This window comes from Cytobacillus sp. Bac17 (assembly GCF_024519925.1).
In the GTDB taxonomy this organism is placed as follows: Bacteria; Bacillota; Bacilli; order Bacillales; family Cytobacillaceae; genus Cytobacillus; species Cytobacillus pseudoceanisediminis.
In genome coordinates, this window is record NZ_JALJRC010000018.1 from 44681 (window position 1) to 63502 (window position 18822).

An 18822-nucleotide genomic window follows, 5' to 3' on the forward strand; every position below is an offset into this window, starting at 1 on the left:
TTACAGCTGTCTTGTACAATTTGTTGGAAAATCGTTAAAAAGTGCCTATCCAATGGCACATTTTAACGTCAAAAACAGACATTCCTGTCGCATTTTAGCTTTTGCCTCCCCTAATAGCTGCGGGGCAAATCGGTTACTTCACGTGCAACCCTTATTCCTGATTGAATTGCCCCTTCAATCCATCCCGGGGCTAGGGACGTGTGATCCCCGGCGAAATGGACTCTTCCCTCCGGAACAGGAATAAATGGGAATAGCTCAGTTTCCTGGTTCGGTTTGAACATGGAGAAGGCTCCGCCAGAAAACGGATATTGTGACCAGCTATGGGAGGCGCCTGTTAAGAAATACTCGTAAACCTGATTGCCATGAACGACAGCCAAGTTGTCAAGGGCATTCCGAATCCGATCTCCTTCTTTAAGGTTATCCCAGGATAAAGTATCATCTTCCCATGTATAGCTTGCCATAATGATGCCGGAACCTGAAGATCCAATCAGATGGCTCGGATAGGCAGCGAACCGAATGGGCAGATCTGTCATCAGCTTTCCTCCCTGCAAACCTTCGCGTTCCCAAAAACGCTGTTTAAACTGCAGCCCAATTTTCGTGGAGGAAACATAATGCAGTTCCCTGATGGCTTTCCATTTATTAGGGGAAAATGATTGCCGGGGAACGATTTCAACGAAGGACAGCAAGGAGAAAGGTATAGTTAAGATGGCAAGATCACCACTGACCGTCAAAGGTTTTTGACTCAAGGTATGTCTGGCATGGATTGTAACCTGCTGAGGATCCTGTTCTATTTTTGTCATTTGGTAACCGAAATAAAGGTCTTCTTTTAACTGGGGCAAAAATGCATTTGGAAGCTTGTCATTCCCTCCTTCTACTTCATAAAAATGAATGTCCGGGCTAAATAAAGGAAGCAGTTCCCGCAGAATCGCAGGAAACGACAACTCCGGGAAGCCTTCCAGACCAAGCAAAACTTTAATGCTTTCAAGGGCACCAGGTGATAAACTCGGTCCAACCGGGTTGTATCTGAGAAAGAAGCTCATCGGATACCGGTCAAATTCCCTTACTATAATATTCCAATTTTGAGCAGGGTTTTGATTAATAAAATCTGCTACTGGCTTAATGGCCATCGTAAGCAGCTCCTCCGCCGTCTTCCCCTTTTCATGCGGAGCAACAGGATAACGCAGGATATCAGGGTTTTGCTGATATATGGTGCGATTTATTTTAATGCCATTGGCAAAGATAAGATCCTGGGGAGTTGTGTTCCGGAATTCATTTACCTTTAAGCGGAATTTTTTTATATATTCCAAAACTAAAGGGTGGGTATGAGGAATGCGCATGGCTCCCACATCCAGATACATGCCGTCCATAAAAGGCTCTCTCATTGTAAATATTCTGCCGCCAACCCTTTGTGTTGCCTCTAAAACCGTCACATCATGCCCTGCTGCCTTCAGCAGGGAAGCGGCAACAAGACCTGACATACCGGCTCCGACAACGATTATTTTTTTTTGGACCTTAGAAATGCCGAGACCGTTTCTGATGATGGATAGCATTTCTTCTATATTTACCTGTGGATCCCGATAAAAGACCATACCTATTCTCCTCCTGGGGATCTGCCAAAAAGTTATTACTTTATCATACTGCCGGACAACTTCAGATTATGATTCTTTTATGAATTTGGCAGCTATGCATGAATCACGACACGGCCAAAACCAGTTGGCTTATATGATGCAAAAAAAGGCACCAAATCATCATGATTTGATGCCTCACCATTTATAAATATGATTACCCTTTAGAATGCTGCAGTCCACCCGCCATCAGCAACAATCACGGATCCATTAACAAAGCTGGAATCATCAGATGCCAGGAATAATGCGACCTGTGCAATTTCCTCCGGCTTTCCGACTCTTGGCATTACACCCTGAACAGCTTTTGTACGGCCAAATCCAAATTCGTTCAGGTTTTTCATTGAAGCAGCGATGTTTGTTTCCACTCCGCCTGGTGCAATGGCGTTACAGCGGATGCCGCTGTTTGCGTACATATAGGCAGTGTTTTTCGTAAGCCCTATAACTGCATGCTTTGAAGCCCCATAAGCAGCTCCCGCATGGGCACCATTCAATCCGCCTGTAGAAGCAGTATTGATGATTACCCCTTTCCCTTTTTCTAAAAAGAGCGGGATGGCTTTTCGCATGGCGCGCATGACGCCCTTCGTATTGATATCAAATATTAAATCCCATCGTTCGTCCTGGATGTCTCCAACGGGTTCAAATCCGTCCATAATCCCTGCGTTATTCACCAGGATATCCAGCGTTCCAAATTCATGTACTGCTGCATCTATCATTCCTTCAATATCTGCTTGTTTTGAAACATTAACCTGAACAGCTTTGGCTTTTCCGCCATTCTCAGTAATTCCCTTTGCCACAGCCTCTGCCCCTTCCAGGTTCAGGTCAGCTGCAATGACACTTGCACCTTCCCTTGCGTACAACTCCGCAATCGCTTTTCCCATTCCTGATGCTGCACCTGTTACAATCGCTACTTTATCCTGAAGCTTCATAAAGACTTCCTCCGTTCGGTTGAATGTTTTAGTGAACACTTGTTGATTATCTCTTACACCTTTATAATATGGTAATAAAACCTTCCATTCAATCAGCAAATGAACGGCAATTTGTCTACTATTGAACACATTCATTGTATTTTGATCATTTTTTCATCCAATTTCTACAATGGAGGCCATTTATGTCCAATAAGCAAAATCTCCCTATTGACCGAAGAATAACTAAATCTAAACAAGCCTTAATGGATGCCCTATTATCCTTAATGCAGACGAAAGAATTCAAGAAAATAACTGTAACAGATATCGTGAAGACAGCCAATCTCAACAGGGGGACCTTTTATAAGCACTATGAATACAAAGAAGATCTCCTTGATGAAATTGTCGATGATGTTATAGCAGACCTAATCTCTTCCTATCGCGAACCATATAAGGACACAGAAACCTTCGAGTTAAAGACCCTTACCTCTTCTGCCATTAAAATCTTTGAACATGTCAGTCATAAAAAAGAATTCTATTCCCTAATGGTAAAATCCAATGCATTATCTGGATTGCAGAGCAAATTGTGCGATGTACTGAAAGAGGTAACTTTGAGAGACCTTAAAGGTGTACAGTTTAACCCCAAAATTAATCGTGAACTGCAGGCAAGCTTCTATGTACATGCCATGCTGGGAATGATTACGGAATGGATAAATCATGGGTTTGAATATGACTCAAATTATATGTCGGAACAGCTGCTGGAAATCTTACAGAGCAGACAAGGTGATAAGGTGTTCAAATTAACTTAATTGAAACAATTATCACTTACTTACATTAAACCATGGTAAATCGCGTTAAATACCATAAAAAAGCAAACACATTTTTTTATCCCACCCCCAAAATTATAGAACCACAACCTAAATTTTTGTTGATGGTCATTTTTTGTCGAAAAATTGACCCATTGGATGTTTGGAGCATACACTCCAAAAGCTATTAAATTATTATAGATAATTCGACATTACTTTTGGGGGGAATGAATGTGGATCGTTTTTTCAGGTGGATTGTCAGATCTTTGTTTGCACCTGTCTCCGGAAATGCAGGAGCGATTGCAAGCACTCTAGGGTTTTTTCTGGCATTTTTACCTTTGGAAAGTTTTAGTATTCCATTATTGTTTGTTTGTTCACTGCTGCTGCGCCTAAATATTATTGCCTTATTCCTGGGCACTCTGATTACTGTTTTTATACCCTACATACACGAGCTGCCTTTCATGGATTTTGGCCCATTTGAAGAGTACTGGTTCATTTCATCACTTAAAACCAAAATAGTAACCTCGGAATCAATTGCATCAGGAGTCTTCGGAGGCTTGGTTGGACTAGTCTGCTATTTTTTCTTCCACTGGTTTTATAACCTGGGTCTGAAAAAAAACGAGGGAAAGCAGGAATATATATTTCTTGATCCTGCTAAAATGCGATGGTCCCTGATTAAGCGAATGAGCGCTGGCTTCATCCTATTAATTGCTGTTATATCGACATTTTTCATACAGAGTTTAAATACAGCTCCAAAGCTTCCTGAACTGCATCTAGATCAAAGCGTATCAAGTTCCGGGATCAATCCGATAAATAAGCCCTTCAATGAAGAAGAATTGGCATCACAGATTCAAAAGACAACTTCTTCAGCGGCTATTTCAGAAAAGCCAAAGATGGCACAAATTGCACGAAAGCAAGAAGTGTATGGATTCTATGTCAATTGGGACAAGAATAGTAAAACATCCTTCAAGAAAAATAAAGAGTCCATAACCACTCTAGTCCCTGAGTGGATGCAGGTTACTCCAGATCTAAAGCTCAAGTCTTCAATTGACCGGTCCATAGTAAAAGAAGCAAATAAACATGAAATTAAGATTCTGCCATTAGTGAATAATTTTATAGACAACAAATGGGATTCAGATGTTCTTCACCGGTTATTCACTGCCCCAGGTGCTGACGATCTCTTTATTAAAGAAATGCTTTCTTATGTGATAACAAATGGCTTTGATGGTATAAATATAGACTTTGAAGCAATTAAACCAGCCGACAGGGATCATTTTACTCAGTTCATGAGTAAAGTTTATAAAGCCTTCCACAAAGAAGGCTTTATGGTGACATTGGATGTTCCGCCCAATGACGAAAGCTACGATTATACTTCTTTAGCAAAATACGCTGACCGAGTGATTGTCATGCTCTATGACCAGCATTATTCCATGAGCACACCAGGCCCTGTCGCTCAAACCGATTGGGTTAAGGAGAACTTGAATCAAGCTGATATTCCATCCGGAAAATTGGTAGCAGGCTTAGGAACATACGGTTACGACTGGGAAGAAGGTTCGGATAAGCCCGCAGCTGACATGACTTTTGGAGATATCATGAAGCTGGGCAGCGAGGCGAACCTTAATATTAATTGGAGTATGAATGCTGGAAACCCCTACTTACGCTATAAAGAAGATGGAAAAAATCATACTGTCTGGTTTTTGGATGCTGCTACTTTTTATAACCAGATGAACCTTGCGATTAATGGCGGCTCTACCGGAATAGCAATATGGCGGCTCGGTTCTGAGGATCCCTCTATCTGGAGTTTTATTAACAAGCCTAAGGAAATCATTAATCCATCTCAAATGCTAAGTGCCTTTGAAAGTCATTCCTCAGCACTTCATACAGGTAACGGAGAGATATTGAAAATCGCTTCACAAGCTGAAAAAGGAAAAAGAACCTTTGAGATGGATTCCAATGGAATGATAAAAAAGGAAAGCTATGTTAAATATCCAAAGCCTTTTGAAGTAATCCGCCATGGAAACTCCAGCAAAAAAGAAATCGTCCTTACTTTTGATGACGGTCCTGATCCAGCCTACACACCAAAAATATTGGATATATTGAAGAGGTATGAGGTAAAAGGCACCTTTTTTATTGTTGGAGAAAATGCATTGATGCATCCCCAGCTGGTTAACAGAATTTATGATGAGGGACATGAAATCGGAAATCATACCTTTACACACCCTGATATTACATCCATCACACCATCTCGTTTACGAATGGAATTGAATGCAACACAGCGCTTAATTCAAGGCATAACAGGTCATTCTATGACTCTTTTTCGCCCTCCATACATAGCAGATACGGAACTGGGCACAAGAAACGAACAGCTTCCTATTATGGAAGCTCAGAATCTGGGCTATACCATGGTCGGCCAATCCATTGACTCGGGTGATTGGCAAGGATCTTCAGCAGATGACCTTGTAAATCGAACATTGGATCAGCTGGCCGAAGGTAACGTCATTTTGCTTCATGATGCTGGCGGTGACCGCTCCAAAACAGTGGAAGCCCTTCCGGTAATTATTGAAACTCTTAAAAATAGAGGCTACACATTTACGACAACTGCCGGTTTAATTGGGAAAAGAGATACCGAAATCATGCCTTTTGCTGATCAGGAAAACCCTTATTCTGTTTATGATATGGCGGTATTTAAGGTCATTAAAAGCTGGAACACTGGACTTAGCTTTTTGTTTTACTCAGCCATCCTCTTAGGTGTTTTGCGCATTCTATTTCTTGTTTTCCTATCCTGGAAACAGGTCAAAAGGTATAAAGAGACCCGGATTGACCCTGGCTTTACTCCTTATGTCAGTGTTGTAATTGCAGCTTATAATGAAGAAAAAGTAATTTGCAAAACTGTAGATTCTATTTTATCCAGTGACTATCCGGATTTAGAGATACTGATAATCGACGATGGCTCAAAGGATCATACTGCTCGTGCAGTTGAAGAAACTTTTGCGGACACTCCTTGCGTCCGGTTAATTAAAAAACCCAATGGCGGAAAATCCTCGGCTGTAAACCTTGGATTTAAGGAAGCTAAGGGGGAAATAGTAATTGCATTAGATGCCGATACACTCATTGCTGAAAACGCCATCTCTTTACTTGTTAGCCATTTTAAAGATAATCAAGTGGCTGCTGTTTCAGGTAATGTAAAGGTTGGGAATAAGGGGAATCTCCTGACGAATTGGCAGCATATTGAATATGTGACAGGCTTTAATTTGGAAAGAAGAGCCTTTGCGGCTCTTAATTGCATTACCGTAGTACCAGGTGCCATCGGTGCATGGAAAAAGTCTGCGGTTGAAGAGGCTGGTTACTTTAGAGAGGATACCCTTGCAGAAGATACGGATATCACACTTGCACTATTGCGCAAAGGTAAGAAAATTGAGTTCGAAGAAAAGGCTTATGCTTATACAGAGGTGCCTGAAGATATTAAAAGCCTGGCAAAGCAGCGCTACCGATGGGTATATGGCACTCTCCAATGCCTTTGGAAACATCGCGCGGCATTATTTAACAAAAAACATCATTCATTAGGATATGTAGCCTTGCCTAACATGTGGCTTTTTCAATATGTTTATCAAACCATTTCTCCTATTGCAGATATATTGTTCATCTTTGCCCTTTTCAGCCCAAACCCTGAAAAAGCAGCCATTGGATTTGTCCTATTCTACTTGATGGATTTCTTCGCCTCCCTTTATGCGTTCAGGCTGGAGAAAGAAAGCCCTAAACCACTAGTCTCATTGTTTCTGCAGCGAATTTTATATAAACAGCTGATGACTTATGTTGTGGTAAAATCGATCTTCTCCGCTATAAAAGGAGTAGCCGTTGGCTGGAATAAACTTAAACGAAAAGGCAATGTAACTCAGGATAATTCCATTATGAATATTAAATGAATTCAAGAGCCTTTCCCATTTGGGGAAGGCCTTTTTGCTGTATAATCTAATACCTATAAAGGAAAAAGGACCACCGTCTCCTGATGATCCTTCCTGAGGTTTAATGATTTTTCCCATTGTTTTCTTTGTCTTCTTTTCCTTTGCTAACCCGATTACTCTCAGCTTTTTCTTTTGCGGCTTGGGAAACCTGCTGGCCATGGTTAAGTGTTTTTGCAGCAGGATTTATTATGCTTCCTCCTCCCGTGCCAGAGGCAGGTGTGTTTGGATCTTGTGTGCTGGTCTCAGGTTTTGATGCTTCAGTTGTTGTCTTGCTTCCCGCAGGTGCAGAGGCAGGCTCCGGTGCCGAAGGTTTTTCGTTTGAGACAGATACAGCTTTTGAAACAGGATTTACAGCAGGTTTCCGATTGGATTTTTCGGTATTCGTATGAACAGCAACAATCATCTTATCGCTATTCTTTTCCTTTTTTAATGATTCTTCAAAATCAGGAGCATCTTCTGTAACCGTTTTTTGTTTCGCATTCTCTTGCACAGCCAGTATGTTTGCTTCTGACTTTTCATCAATTTGTCTGTTTACTTCAGATTTTTGTTGAATACCTGATAAAACAGAAGAGTGTTCCTCTGAAAAAAGTTTAGTAGCTTTCAGCATGCCATTGGCAACAGAAAACGTTATAGCCCCTGCAAATACCATGGCAAGGGCCCCCTTAGCTGGTGATTTCATATTTTTCCCCTCGAGACTTTTGATTGATTATATTCAAAGAATACGAAGGAGATTCTTTATATTATGGGGGTTTAATAATACTTTTTATTATTTGCTTACTCCTGCAAAACTAACATTCCATAAGTTTTTAAGAGCTGTTAGAGCTACTGCTGGAAATTTTAAGACCGACAGACTGATACTATATTTATATTAAGAAACTAGGCTTTTTCTGTCCGGATAGTTACCTGCAAAAGAAAAGAACCATCTGAATATCAGGGTGGTTCTTACTGTCTATGCCTGAAACTCCTTATTATCAATTTTAATTATAGCAGAATTAGAACCGGCGGCAATTTTTTTCGTTTCGTTCACCAGCTCCAGAATATTTCCGCTGCATTTCTGTGCTCCTTTAATAACCAGTGGAGTCCCTAATCTGTCCAGTCCTAAGCCTTTGGATATGAATCCACCTATAGTCAGAGAAAGCGGTACTGCAGGTGAAGTATCAGAGAGGACGATTTTATCATTAATTCCTTTATGACTATTTAATAAATGGCAAAAATGATGCAGTGTTTCAACTGCCAGCTTAGAAGATCTTCTTCCAAGGGTGTACACCGGATTTCCTTCCTCATCTTCACCATGAAAAATAAATTTTCCTGCATCTTTCTTTGTCAATTTATTAAAATACGGCAGCTCACTTATTTCTTCTTTTTCGAGTTTGCGGTGACGAATGATTTTTAGATGGTATGCCGCTGCCAGAGATGTTGTATGAGTTCCCCCAAAATCATGGTAGATATAAATCACCTGCTTCATCTCCCTATTCATTAGACTTCCTGAACACCAGGATTATTTATTAGCTCCTCTGAAATATCATTTTCCTGGACTTAATTCATATTTTACTCCATAAAGATTTTTTCATTAGTTCATGTGTAAATTTCTCATAATAACACCTGCACATTTAACTTTCTAAACAAGTAAAGACTGCCCTCAGGCAGCCCGCTTAAATATTCTATAGTTTTTCTCCGTTTGACTCGATCACATCTTTATACCAATAAAAAGACTTCTTCTTTTTCCGTTCCAATGTTCCACTGCCATCATCATGCTTGTCCACATAAATATAGCCATAGCGTTTTGAAAATTCGCCTGTTGACATGCTGACCATATCGATGCAGCCCCAGCTTGTATAGCCCATTAGCTCGACGCCATCCTCTATAGCTTCACCCATTGCTTTTATATGCTCGCGAAGATAGTCAATCCGATAGTCGTCATGGATGCTGCCGTCCTCTTCTTCCTTGTCATAGGCCCCAAGTCCGTTTTCTACGACAAATAGCGGTTTCTGATAGCGATCATATAACTTGTTCAAGCTGATCCTCAAACCTTCAGGGTCGATTTCCCAGCCCCAGTCACTTGTTTCAAGAAAGGGATTTCTAACCCCGCCAATGATGTTCCCTTCCGATGAGTCTGCATCTGATTTAACCTTCTTTTCGGTGCGGGACATATAATAGCTGAAGCCAATATAATCAACAGTGCCGTCCTTCAACAAATCCAGGTCGCCTTCCTGTATGTCCAGGCTGATATGATGTTCCTTAAAGTACCTTTTAATAAAAGCCGGATATTCCCCGCGAACCTGTACATCACCACAAAAGTAATTGAAAAGCTGCTCTTCCTGCAGGGCATACATGACATTTTCCGGGTTGCTGTCATAAGCATACACAGGCGCAAATAGAAGCATGCAGCCAATTTTTGACTCAGGAATGAGCTCATGACATGCCTTAACCGCGATTGCGCTTGCGACCAATTGATGGTGATAGGCCTGGAAGGTCGGCTGGTATTTATCTTCTTCAGTTTGATAGGAAAAGCCGAGCCCATTAATCGGCATGACCAATCCGCTATTGATTTCATTAAAAGTCATCCAGTACTTTACTTTATCTTTATACCGGCCCAAAATCGCTTTAGCATACCTCTCAAAGAAACTGACAACTTTGCGGTTTCTCCACCCACCATACTCTTTTACTAAATGAACAGGCATTTCATAATGGGAAATCGTTACAACCGGCTCAATTCCATATTTCTGCAATTTATCAAAAACACGATCATAAAAAGCAAGTCCTTCTTCATTTGGCTCCGACTCATCACCATTAGGAAAAATGCGGGTCCAGGCTATCGACAATCGGAATGCCTTGAAGCCCATTTCGGCAAATAAGGCAATATCTTCTTCATATCGATGATAGAAATCGATTGCTTCATGATTGGGATAAAAAAAAAGATCCTCATGAATTTCGAAGTCAAACCCAGGCTTCATTAAGATATTGTATCTTTCTTTTCCTCCGGGAAGGACATCCGCAATATTCAAGCCTTTATTCCCTTCCTTATATCCGCCTTCAATTTGGTTCGCTGCAGTGGCGCCGCCCCACAAAAAACCTTTAGGAAAATCGTATTTTTTCATTTCATTACCTCCAATACCTGCTATTTTTTAATATTTGTTTAAATGGAGTTTTTATGTTACCCGAAAAGGGATATAGAAGAAGCTTAAAGCGAGTCGAAGGGTATGTAAATAAATAGAGTTAATTAAGTCTTGTTTAACGGCATTTTGATATTTGTTACATAAAAGTAACGTATTGTTTCTCCTTGTGATAAAATAAGCCTATCTATTTTTTCAACGGAGGATTACTGAATCATGTTTTCAAATGAAATCATCGCATCTTTCAATGATTTAGAAACATCCATATATCATTACATCTGTCAAAACAAAGAAAAGATTCCTTATATGCGGATTCGTGAACTTGCAGATGAAACCCATGTTTCGACGGCCACCATCCTGCGGTTCTGCAGGAAGCTGAATTGTGAGGGTTTCACTGAATTTAAGATAAAGTTTAAATTATATTTGCAGGAAAATAAAAAGACCTCTATAAAAGGTTCCAAGCAATCCATCGTCGAGTTTTTCGAGCGAACGCTAAGAGGTGATTTAGACGAAAAAATCATCGAGGCAGCAGAACTTATAAATACGGCAGATAACATTATATTTATAGGGATCGGAAGCTCAGGCATACTGGCTGAATACGGAGCCAGATATTTCTCGAGTCTTGGCAAGTTTTCACTGTATATCAAGGATCCCCATTTTCCGATCCATTCCAGCATCCGCAGCAGCAGTGTCACGATTGCCTTATCTGTCTCAGGGGAAACTCCTTTTACAGTCACCCATCTTAACCAGCTGAAGCAGGAAGGCAGTAAAATCATCAGCATCACAAACAGCCGGCTTTCAACAATTGCGAAAGTTTCAGATTTGAATATCGCCTATTATGTGACAGAGGAAACGTTTGAGCAGTCCAATATTACGACTCAAGTTCCAGTTGTGTACATTTTGGAAGCTGTCGCCAGGGAAATACACAGGCTGAACCCTTAAATTAAAGGAGTTTTCCCGTGTATGGAGAATTGGTAAAATAATCACAATGAAAGCGGTGAGTATATGAAATCAATTGCTTCCCCGATTGCAGGCAAAGTGAACAATGTTTTTATTCATGTCAGCGACCTGGAAAAGTCGGCTGAATGGTATAGCACACTGCTTGGATTGCCTTTTCATAAGGGTTCAGTAGAATCCCCGGTATACAACATTCCTGTCACCTCTGAAACCGGTCTTACACTGGATGACCACACCTTTGATCCAGCCTTTACCTTAAATCCTTCCGGTCACGTTTTATTTAATTTCTTCGTCCAGGATATTGATGAGGCATACACGTTTGTTAAAGATCAGGGAATCACCATTGTAAAGGAAATTGAGCGTATTGGAGATTTTGCCTATTTCAACTTTCAGGACTTGGATGGAAATGTATTGATGATTTGCAATTGTTAATGATTAAATCTGTGGCTATTCCGCCATGGATTTTTTTATTTACAGCATTCTCCGCTGGACATCCCCCTGCACCTGGCGTATACTAGCCATATTTATGTAAAAGATTAACAGCTTCATAGAAAGAAAGGTGTTTAACATGATTCACAACCCTACTGGAAAAGAGAGGCTTGCGCTGGCATTTCTCCTCAGCATGCTTGGAATATTGGGGCCATTTAATATTGATATGTATTTGCCAGGCTTCCCAGAAATCGCTGATGATTTCAGTGCCCGGGCTTCACTTGTTCAGATGAGTTTAACAGCCTGCTTGATTGGACTTGCGGCTGGACAGGTTATTGTCGGACCGCTCAGTGATTCCCATGGAAGAAGAAAGCCTCTTCTTATCGGGATCTCTCTCTTTGCCGTATCTTCCCTTTTATGCGCCATTTCACCAAATATCGGAGCCTTTATTGCAGCCCGATTTCTGCAGGGATTAACCGCCTCTGCTGGAATAGTCCTATCCCGGGCAGTTGTCCGTGATGTGTTCAGCGGTAAAGAGCTCACGAAGTTTTTTGCCTTGCTTATGGTCATTAATGCAACAGCTCCGATGATCGCACCAATGACAGGCGGTGCCCTGCTTCTGATTCCTTTCGCAAGCTGGGAAACCATATTTTATTTTCTAAGCTTTTTGGGATTATTTATTACCATTGTGATCTATTTCCGATTAAAAGAAACCCTTCCTCCAGAAAAAAGGGTCCCAAGCTCCATTGGAAATTCCGTTAAAAGCATGGGGGGCCTTTTCAGGGACCGTTCCTTCATCGGGTATGCCCTTATCGTAGGATTTATACATGGTGGAAGCTTTGCTTATGTTTCGGGGACACCTTTTGTCTATCAGGGGATTTATGGTGTATCGCCTCAGGTGTTCAGCATCCTGTTTGGCATTAATGGATTGGCCATCATTACGGGGAGTTTTCTAATTGGCCGCCTGGCAGGTGTCATTCCGGAAAGAAGCCTGCTCCGGACAGCCGTCTGCCTTGCCGTCAGTGCCACTTCGTTACTTTTAATCATGACCATCATTAAAGGTCCACTATTCATGCTTGTCATTCCGATCTTTATCTATATGACTTCAATGGGAATGATCATTACCAGCTCGTTTACATTGGCCATGAAAAATCAGGGGCATCGTGCCGGCAGTGCCAGCGCCGTTATTGGAATGCTTCCTTTAGTGCTGGGTTCTGCTGTTTCCCCTTTGGTGAGCATTGATGAAACCACTGCGGTACCAATGGGTGCCATATTGTTTATTACATCATTCATCGGCTTTGTTTTCTTCTTCACTTTAACGAAAGAAAAAACAAAAAGAAGCAGACAGAACCTGAAGCTGCATGCGGAGGGATAATTCCCTCCGGCTCCCATGCCGCCTATTAAACTTTAATTTTTTACTTCCTCGATAATCGAATGACCTTCCGTCCCTTCATCATCCTGCCACTGCCATTTTTCATATAGCCTGATGCGGCCGTCTTGCAGCTTTTCAGGTTTTGAATGACATTTTCCTCCGCGTATTTCATATTTGTTATTCACATGGTTATATCTAAATTCTAAACTGCCATCTTCATTTACAATTCCAATAAGTGTCCCCTGAATAATCTCTCCCCCGCCATAAACAGCAGATATAATGTTTCCCTCCTGTTTATACTGAAAAAAGGTTTTTGATGATACTTCACCATTCTCAGTATTTTGAACAGAAACAAAGGTACGGCCATTGTAGTTCATAAAAATAATCCTCCCAGCAGATTGGTTTTTTCACTCAAACTCAATATGTATTCCTAACTCCAGCCCTTCTACAAATCCCCTTTTAAAATAGAGTACATATACAAATCATCAAATTTTCCATTTGTATATTCATAGTGCCTCAGCAAACCTTCTCTCGTGAATCCCTGCCTTTCAACCAGCTTCTGGGATGAGAGATTTTTAGGTTCTATCAGGGCTTCAATCCTTTCAAGCTCAAGGTGTTCAAATCCGAATTTTAAAACTCTCTCAAGAGCTTCATTGGCAATCCCTTTTCCCCAATGCTCTCTGCTTAATTCATAACCGACTTCACTTCGGAAATGTCTGGGATTCCTGTTTAGGAAACCGCAGCTCCCTATGACCTTCCCGGAATCCTTTAGGGTTATGCCCCAGCGCATTCCAGTGCGATTTTTGTAAATGGATTTATACCACTTTATTTCATCCAGCACCTCTTCGACAGATTCACAGGCCGAGATTCCCATATGCTTTACAACCAGTTGATCTGACAGGTATACAAACATATCTTTTGCATCTTCTTCAGTTGCTTCTCTTAAAATTAATCTTTCTGTTTCAAGGATCGGAAATACTGTTTCCAACGGATTGCCTCCTTTGCATTATATCTTCCTTCAACTATACCAAAATGCTGTAAAAAAATCCTATCATATGGAAATTACTTCAAACCCAGCTTTATCCATGTTAAACTCTATTATTAGTAAAACTTAAATAAAGAGGAGAATTTATGTGAAACGTTATGCGTTATGGCTGCTGTTTGCCGCATTGATTCTTTCAGCATGCAGCAATGACAAAGAGAAAGCGGAAGCGGAAGCTGATTCATCAGGTAAAGAAGAACAAAAACAAGAAGACAAGAAAGAAAAAAAGCAGGAAAGCATTTTAGCAGAATCTGAGAATATTAATTTGGAGGTTTCAGAAGAAAGCCTGCTGAAATTGACCCCTGGAACACTAATGGAAGGGCTCACATACGAGAAGGACATTGAGGCCATTGAATTCAATGTGCCTGAAACTGATCCTGAGCTTATAAGCAAGATGACCCCCAAACTTGAGGAGCTGACGAAAGAAGCCAAAGATACAGACTCGATTAAAAAAGGGCTTCTTTCCCTGTTGGCGAGTCCGAATTATAAAAACATCATTGAAAAGTCCAATTCCTACAAACCAGATTTTGAAGAGCCTTACCTGCCGGATCCCACTAAATCAGAACCTGGGGAAGAAAAAAAGGCATCAGAACAGGCTATTATTCTTCTTGATGCCAGTTCAAGCATGCTGCTGCAGGCAGGCGGCAAAATGAAAATGGATATTGCTAAAAGTGCCGTAAAGAGTTTCGCCCAGACAATTGGCCAAAGCAGCGAAGTTTCCCTAGTTGTATATGGCCATAAAGGCTCTGAAGCGGACGCTGATAAAGAAATTTCCTGCTCAGGAGTAGAGGAAGTCTACCCGATGGGGAAATATTCCAAGAAAGAGTTCCACGAAGCGGTGGATTCATTTGAAAGCAAAGGCTGGACACCTCTTGCCGGTGCCATTCAAAAGGCTGCAGAAATGAGCAGCGGTTATGATGGATCCACAACGATCTACATTGTCAGTGACGGTGCCGAAACATGTGATGGCGACCCCGTCTCGGCCAGTAAAAACCTTGTAAAAAACAACAGCAGCAATAGTGTGAATATCATAGGGTTTGGTGTAGATGGAAAAGCCGAGAACCAATTAAAAGCAGTAGCCGAAGCCGGCAATGGGGAATATTTAAAAGCGGATAACCCGGATGAATTGAAAAACACGATCCAATACGAGTGGCTTCCTTCTGCCGGCGACCTGGCTTGGGCATTTACACTGTCGCCAAGCCCATGGGAAATGATGGATGAGTATGAACTCGGAGAAATTTATCCCCGCCAATTATTTACGATCGGCAGGCGTGAAGCACATCGAATCCTTGATGCTGTTACAGTCATGGGAGACAATGGCTGGATCACTGATGAGCAGCGATCAGAGCTGCGTGATTGGGGCTATGAACGAAGCGAGCAAATGAAGGACCTCTATTTAGAACTCTATGAAAAAAACCGAAATACAGCTGAGGCGGAAAGTGATGAGATCAAGCTGAGAGTCGACGAATGGGTTGAAAAAATGAAGGCTCTAAAAAAAGAGCGCGGTGACATCTGGTAAAAGAACTTATGAAATGAAGATTGCTCAGGGCGAAATGCTCTGAGCATTTTTTTATAAAATTATAAAACTCTCAATATTGCAAAATTTGTCCAATTATGTGATAAAATGTAATGGTAAAAATTAACTCATCCGAGGAGGTCATTGCTTTGTTCAGTGCAGGTGTTTTAGGAATCGGTGTAAACATTCCAGAAAATATTATAACAAATGAGATGATTGCCAGACGTTTCGGTATTACACAAGAAGAAATATGCAGAAAAACGGGCATACTGGAAAGACGCTACGAATCTCCAGACTCATCACTTACAGATATGTGCGAAATTGCTGGAAAACGTGCGATAGAAGACGCAGGGGTCAACCCGAAGGATATTGACATGGTCATTATTGGAACAAACACACATGACACCCACATTACGGCTGCGCTGGTTCAGGATAGAATCGGTGCTGCACATTGTGCAGGGCTGGACCTTCATTCAGGCTGTTCCAGCTTTATCACTGCCCTGGCAACCGGGGCCCAATTTGTTCAGACAGGATTGTATAAAAACGTATTAGTCATTGCTGTCGACAAATGCTCCTCCCTCTTGAATCCGATGGATAAAAAGACGGCGCTGCTGTTTTCAGATGGAGCTGCTGCTGTTGTCTTAGGGCAGGTGGATAAAAGCAATGGTATTCTCGGCATCCATATGCAAATGGATGGAAGCGGGGGAAAATATCTTCATCTTGATGAAAACAAGCACATCAAGATGGACGGAAGAGCCGTTTTTGAATTTGCAGTAGACAGATTTCCCAAAGCGGTTCATAAAGTTTTGGAACTCTCTGGCCTGAGCCTGCAAGAAGTGGATTTCATCATCCCTCACCAATCCAACTTGCGTATCATTGAAGCAGGTACAGCACGCCTCGGCTTTCCTATGGAAAAAGTTCATACCAAAACCATACAATATTACGGAAACTCTTCTGCACCTACGATAGCTATTGGGCTTCATGAAGAAGTGAAGGAAGGCAAAATAAAAGACGGGGATGTAGTTGTACTGGCTGGATATGGTGCAGGTCTCGGCTGGGGAGCCATTGTCATGCGCTGGGGTCAAACATCGAGAGTACTAATTTAAGGCCGCCTATACGGGGCTTTTTTATTATGTTACAGCACAATAAAGTGGAGGAATTAATCCTCTTTGGATGCATAACTGTGCATTAAAGTAAAATGCCTGTTCAGCTCGCTTTCATTAATGGAAATCCTGACCGCTAAGTCTTTTGTCCGCAAAACATACTCTTTAATGCCAATAAATTCAGATTCAGCAATCAGGTAAAAGTGCGTTCCCTTCTTTAATCCTTTAAAATGGTTCTTTAATTTATATTTTTTCATGATCTTATCTTGGTGCTCCTATAGCTTTTCAGATTAATTGAGATTGAATCTCTAGAATAGTTATTATACACCTTAGAATTTTAATTTTCCTGGTAAGCATTTTTCATAATTTAAAAAGACTTTTTAAAATTTTGAACTTATAAATTTTCTCGGCTTCTTCACGTACCCTTCAATGATAATACCGCAGCTGGTGCAAATAAGATATTCAATATCAGAACCGATGCTCATCTTGTTGACAGGGAACATAACTCCATAACCCGAATGGTTCCCTTTCCCCAATTCACTAGATCCGCACTTAGGACATTTTTTTTCTCCCATTCTGCTACTGATAATATTAAATACGAGCAGAAGCCGGAAAAGGTTTCATGAAAAACAGAAAATGCGGCCATCCCTGATGTGGCCGCCTTCATTTGTCTATTCTCCTGCTGAAAGCTGTTCTTTGGATTTGAGCACCTGGATATAAACTCCTGTCAGTGTTTGAGTCAGCAGAAAGATAGGAAAAGAGTGCGCGATCCGATACTCTTTCTGCAGGGTAATGATACCTGCAGCAGTTAACACCCATTGAAAGAAAACACCTGATAACGCCCATACCAAAACATATATAATGAATGTTTTTTTGCCGATCTTCATTTTTTCATAAAAATAAAAAAAGAAGTAGCCGAATGGCGCGAATAATAAATAATAAAGAACATCTGTCACTTCATAATTATTTAAATCGTTTATCTTATAAAAATCAGTCCTGCCTCCGCCTATTGTGAAATCATATAGAATGCCAATGGACATTCCCCAAAGCAGGCTCAGGATTCTGATTTGTTTGGCCAGCTTATCCGGCCTTCTTATAAGTAAAAAATATACAAGATAGGCAGCAGCAGCAGTTAATAAGAGAAAGAGCTCATTGCCGCCGAAATCCTCCCATAATTTCATGCTTCGTTCACCCCTTTAGTTTTAAGCTGTCCAAAATACTTCAGCAGGGATTGAACCACTAAATGCAGGAGGAATAAATATATTATTTCATAACCGATATTCCACTTTCTATAATCCACAATGTCAAAATAAAGGGCAATCACCACTGCCAAAACAAGGAACAACACTGACAGGATGGTTTTAAAAATTTTTGAACCAAAGGAAGGCGCTGTCCTGAATAAATTCAGTGTGATAGCAACTGTGAGCGGAAGGGTTATACTTCTATGTATTAAGAACGCGGAATTATCTAAGATCTGCTGGGAAATCTTCGCCATATTCAACTCTTCATACACAATCCATGTAAAATTAATATTGATGACTAACGCCACCAAATAGACGAAGGTATTTTCAATAAATGTCAGATTTTTATTCATCGATGTAAACAGCATTAGCATCAGCCAGGCTAGAAAAACTATAAGTACAAATCCCATGTAACATCAGTCCCATACTTTTTTGTTAGTATTGGCTTGGAAATTGACAATTATTCTGATGGTTGTTTTGTAGTTCGACCCGTTCTATGGATTTCTCTCTCCCACTGATTTCTTCTTCCCCTGTCCGAAGATGAGCCTTCTTCGGACTCACTCCCAGGGATTTCTTCTTCATCTGTCTGAAGATGTGCTATGTTCGGACTCACTCCCTCGGATTTCTTCTCCTTCTGTCTGAAGATGAGCCTTGTTCGGACTCATTCCCACGGGTTTTTTCTTCTCCTGTCCGAAGATGAGCCTTGTTCGGACTCATTCCATGGATTTCATCTCCTTCTGTCTGAAGATGTGCT

General features: G+C 41.1%; 19 protein-coding genes. 7 read left to right on the forward strand and 12 right to left on the reverse strand.

Annotation, left to right across the window (positions count from 1 at the left end; genetic code table 11):
• Positions 1-110: 110 nt before the first annotated feature.
• Together NR125_RS19025 and NR125_RS19030 are read right to left on the reverse strand one after the other, a co-directional pair.
• The gene (locus tag NR125_RS19025) at positions 111-1589 is read right to left on the reverse strand and encodes a flavin monoamine oxidase family protein (RefSeq protein ID WP_217025545.1); all 1479 of its coding nucleotides are present in this window, start codon (positions 1587-1589) and stop codon (positions 111-113) included.
• A 200-nt stretch (positions 1590-1789) separates the two neighbouring features.
• Complete coding sequence (locus NR125_RS19030; RefSeq protein ID WP_009333717.1) at positions 1790-2551, reverse strand: SDR family oxidoreductase; 762 nt, start codon at positions 2549-2551, stop codon at positions 1790-1792.
• Between the two features lie 182 nt (positions 2552-2733).
• On the opposite strand from NR125_RS19030, the gene NR125_RS19035 reads away from it, so the two are divergent.
• A complete protein-coding gene (locus NR125_RS19035) occupies positions 2734-3336 on the forward strand; it encodes a TetR/AcrR family transcriptional regulator (RefSeq protein WP_009333715.1) in 603 nt (200 codons plus the stop codon).
• Between the two features lie 230 nt (positions 3337-3566).
• A complete protein-coding gene (locus NR125_RS19040; RefSeq protein ID WP_192908862.1) occupies positions 3567-7256 on the forward strand; it encodes a polysaccharide deacetylase family protein in 3690 nt (1229 codons plus the stop codon).
• A 100-nt stretch (positions 7257-7356) separates the two neighbouring features.
• Here the strand turns inward: NR125_RS19040 and NR125_RS19045 are convergent, their stop codons facing one another.
• From NR125_RS19045 to NR125_RS19055, 3 genes are all read right to left on the reverse strand, one after another.
• Entirely contained in the window at positions 7357-7974 is a 618-nt protein-coding gene (locus tag NR125_RS19045; protein WP_009333712.1) for a hypothetical protein, read from the reverse strand.
• Positions 7975-8244: 270 nt separating this feature from the next.
• Positions 8245-8751: a DUF3189 family protein gene (locus NR125_RS19050; protein ID WP_026041781.1), complete on the reverse strand. Its 507-nt coding sequence runs from the start codon at positions 8749-8751 to the stop codon at positions 8245-8247.
• Between the two features lie 205 nt (positions 8752-8956).
• Positions 8957-10393: a glycoside hydrolase family 1 protein gene (locus NR125_RS19055; protein WP_009333710.1), complete on the reverse strand. Its 1437-nt coding sequence runs from the start codon at positions 10391-10393 to the stop codon at positions 8957-8959.
• Between the two features lie 231 nt (positions 10394-10624).
• On the opposite strand from NR125_RS19055, the gene NR125_RS19060 reads away from it, so the two are divergent.
• The 3 genes from NR125_RS19060 (at position 10625) to NR125_RS19070 (ending at position 13169) form a co-directional block, all read left to right on the forward strand.
• Positions 10625-11350, forward strand: coding sequence for a MurR/RpiR family transcriptional regulator (locus tag NR125_RS19060; protein WP_009333709.1), 726 nt, complete (start codon positions 10625-10627; stop codon positions 11348-11350).
• 63 nt (positions 11351-11413) lie between these two features.
• Positions 11414-11797: a VOC family protein gene (locus NR125_RS19065; RefSeq protein WP_009333708.1), complete on the forward strand. Its 384-nt coding sequence runs from the start codon at positions 11414-11416 to the stop codon at positions 11795-11797.
• A 136-nt stretch (positions 11798-11933) separates the two neighbouring features.
• On the forward strand, positions 11934-13169 hold the full coding sequence (locus NR125_RS19070) for a Bcr/CflA family efflux MFS transporter (protein ID WP_034296780.1): 1236 nt from the start codon (positions 11934-11936) through the stop codon (positions 13167-13169).
• 32 nt (positions 13170-13201) lie between these two features.
• Here the strand turns inward: NR125_RS19070 and NR125_RS19075 are convergent, their stop codons facing one another.
• Complete coding sequence (locus NR125_RS19075; RefSeq protein ID WP_009333706.1) at positions 13202-13543, reverse strand: avidin-fold protein; 342 nt, start codon at positions 13541-13543, stop codon at positions 13202-13204.
• Between the two features lie 68 nt (positions 13544-13611).
• On the reverse strand, positions 13612-14154 hold the full coding sequence (locus NR125_RS19080; RefSeq protein ID WP_009333705.1) for a GNAT family N-acetyltransferase: 543 nt from the start codon (positions 14152-14154) through the stop codon (positions 13612-13614).
• Positions 14155-14299: 145 nt separating this feature from the next.
• Here NR125_RS19080 and NR125_RS19085 point away from each other — a divergent pair, with 145 nt between their 5' ends.
• Together NR125_RS19085 and NR125_RS19090 are read left to right on the forward strand one after the other, a co-directional pair.
• Positions 14300-15727 (forward strand): vWA domain-containing protein, encoded by a 1428-nt coding sequence (locus NR125_RS19085; protein WP_019382703.1) that lies wholly within the window; start codon positions 14300-14302, stop codon positions 15725-15727.
• A gap of 110 nt (positions 15728-15837) precedes the next feature.
• Positions 15838-16830: a 3-oxoacyl-ACP synthase III family protein gene (locus NR125_RS19090; protein WP_064328219.1), complete on the forward strand. Its 993-nt coding sequence runs from the start codon at positions 15838-15840 to the stop codon at positions 16828-16830.
• Positions 16831-16883: 53 nt separating this feature from the next.
• Here the strand turns inward: NR125_RS19090 and NR125_RS19095 are convergent, their stop codons facing one another.
• From NR125_RS19095 to NR125_RS19120, 5 genes are all read right to left on the reverse strand, one after another.
• Positions 16884-17084, reverse strand: coding sequence for a hypothetical protein (locus NR125_RS19095; RefSeq protein WP_009333702.1), 201 nt, complete (start codon positions 17082-17084; stop codon positions 16884-16886).
• A 224-nt stretch (positions 17085-17308) separates the two neighbouring features.
• On the reverse strand, positions 17309-17494 hold the full coding sequence (locus tag NR125_RS19105; protein WP_019382702.1) for a hypothetical protein: 186 nt from the start codon (positions 17492-17494) through the stop codon (positions 17309-17311).
• Between the two features lie 4 nt (positions 17495-17498).
• Positions 17499-18008, reverse strand: coding sequence for a hypothetical protein (locus tag NR125_RS19110; protein ID WP_009333701.1), 510 nt, complete (start codon positions 18006-18008; stop codon positions 17499-17501).
• Positions 18005-18478 carry a hypothetical protein gene (locus NR125_RS19115; RefSeq protein WP_009333700.1) on the reverse strand — a complete coding sequence of 158 codons (474 nt, stop codon included), beginning with the start codon at positions 18476-18478 and terminating at the stop codon, positions 18005-18007. The genes NR125_RS19110 and NR125_RS19115 overlap by 4 nt, the downstream gene beginning before the upstream one ends.
• Before the next feature lie 50 nt (positions 18479-18528).
• Positions 18529-18681: a hypothetical protein gene (locus tag NR125_RS19120; protein WP_251156130.1), complete on the reverse strand. Its 153-nt coding sequence runs from the start codon at positions 18679-18681 to the stop codon at positions 18529-18531.
• Positions 18682-18822: the final 141 nt, after the last annotated feature.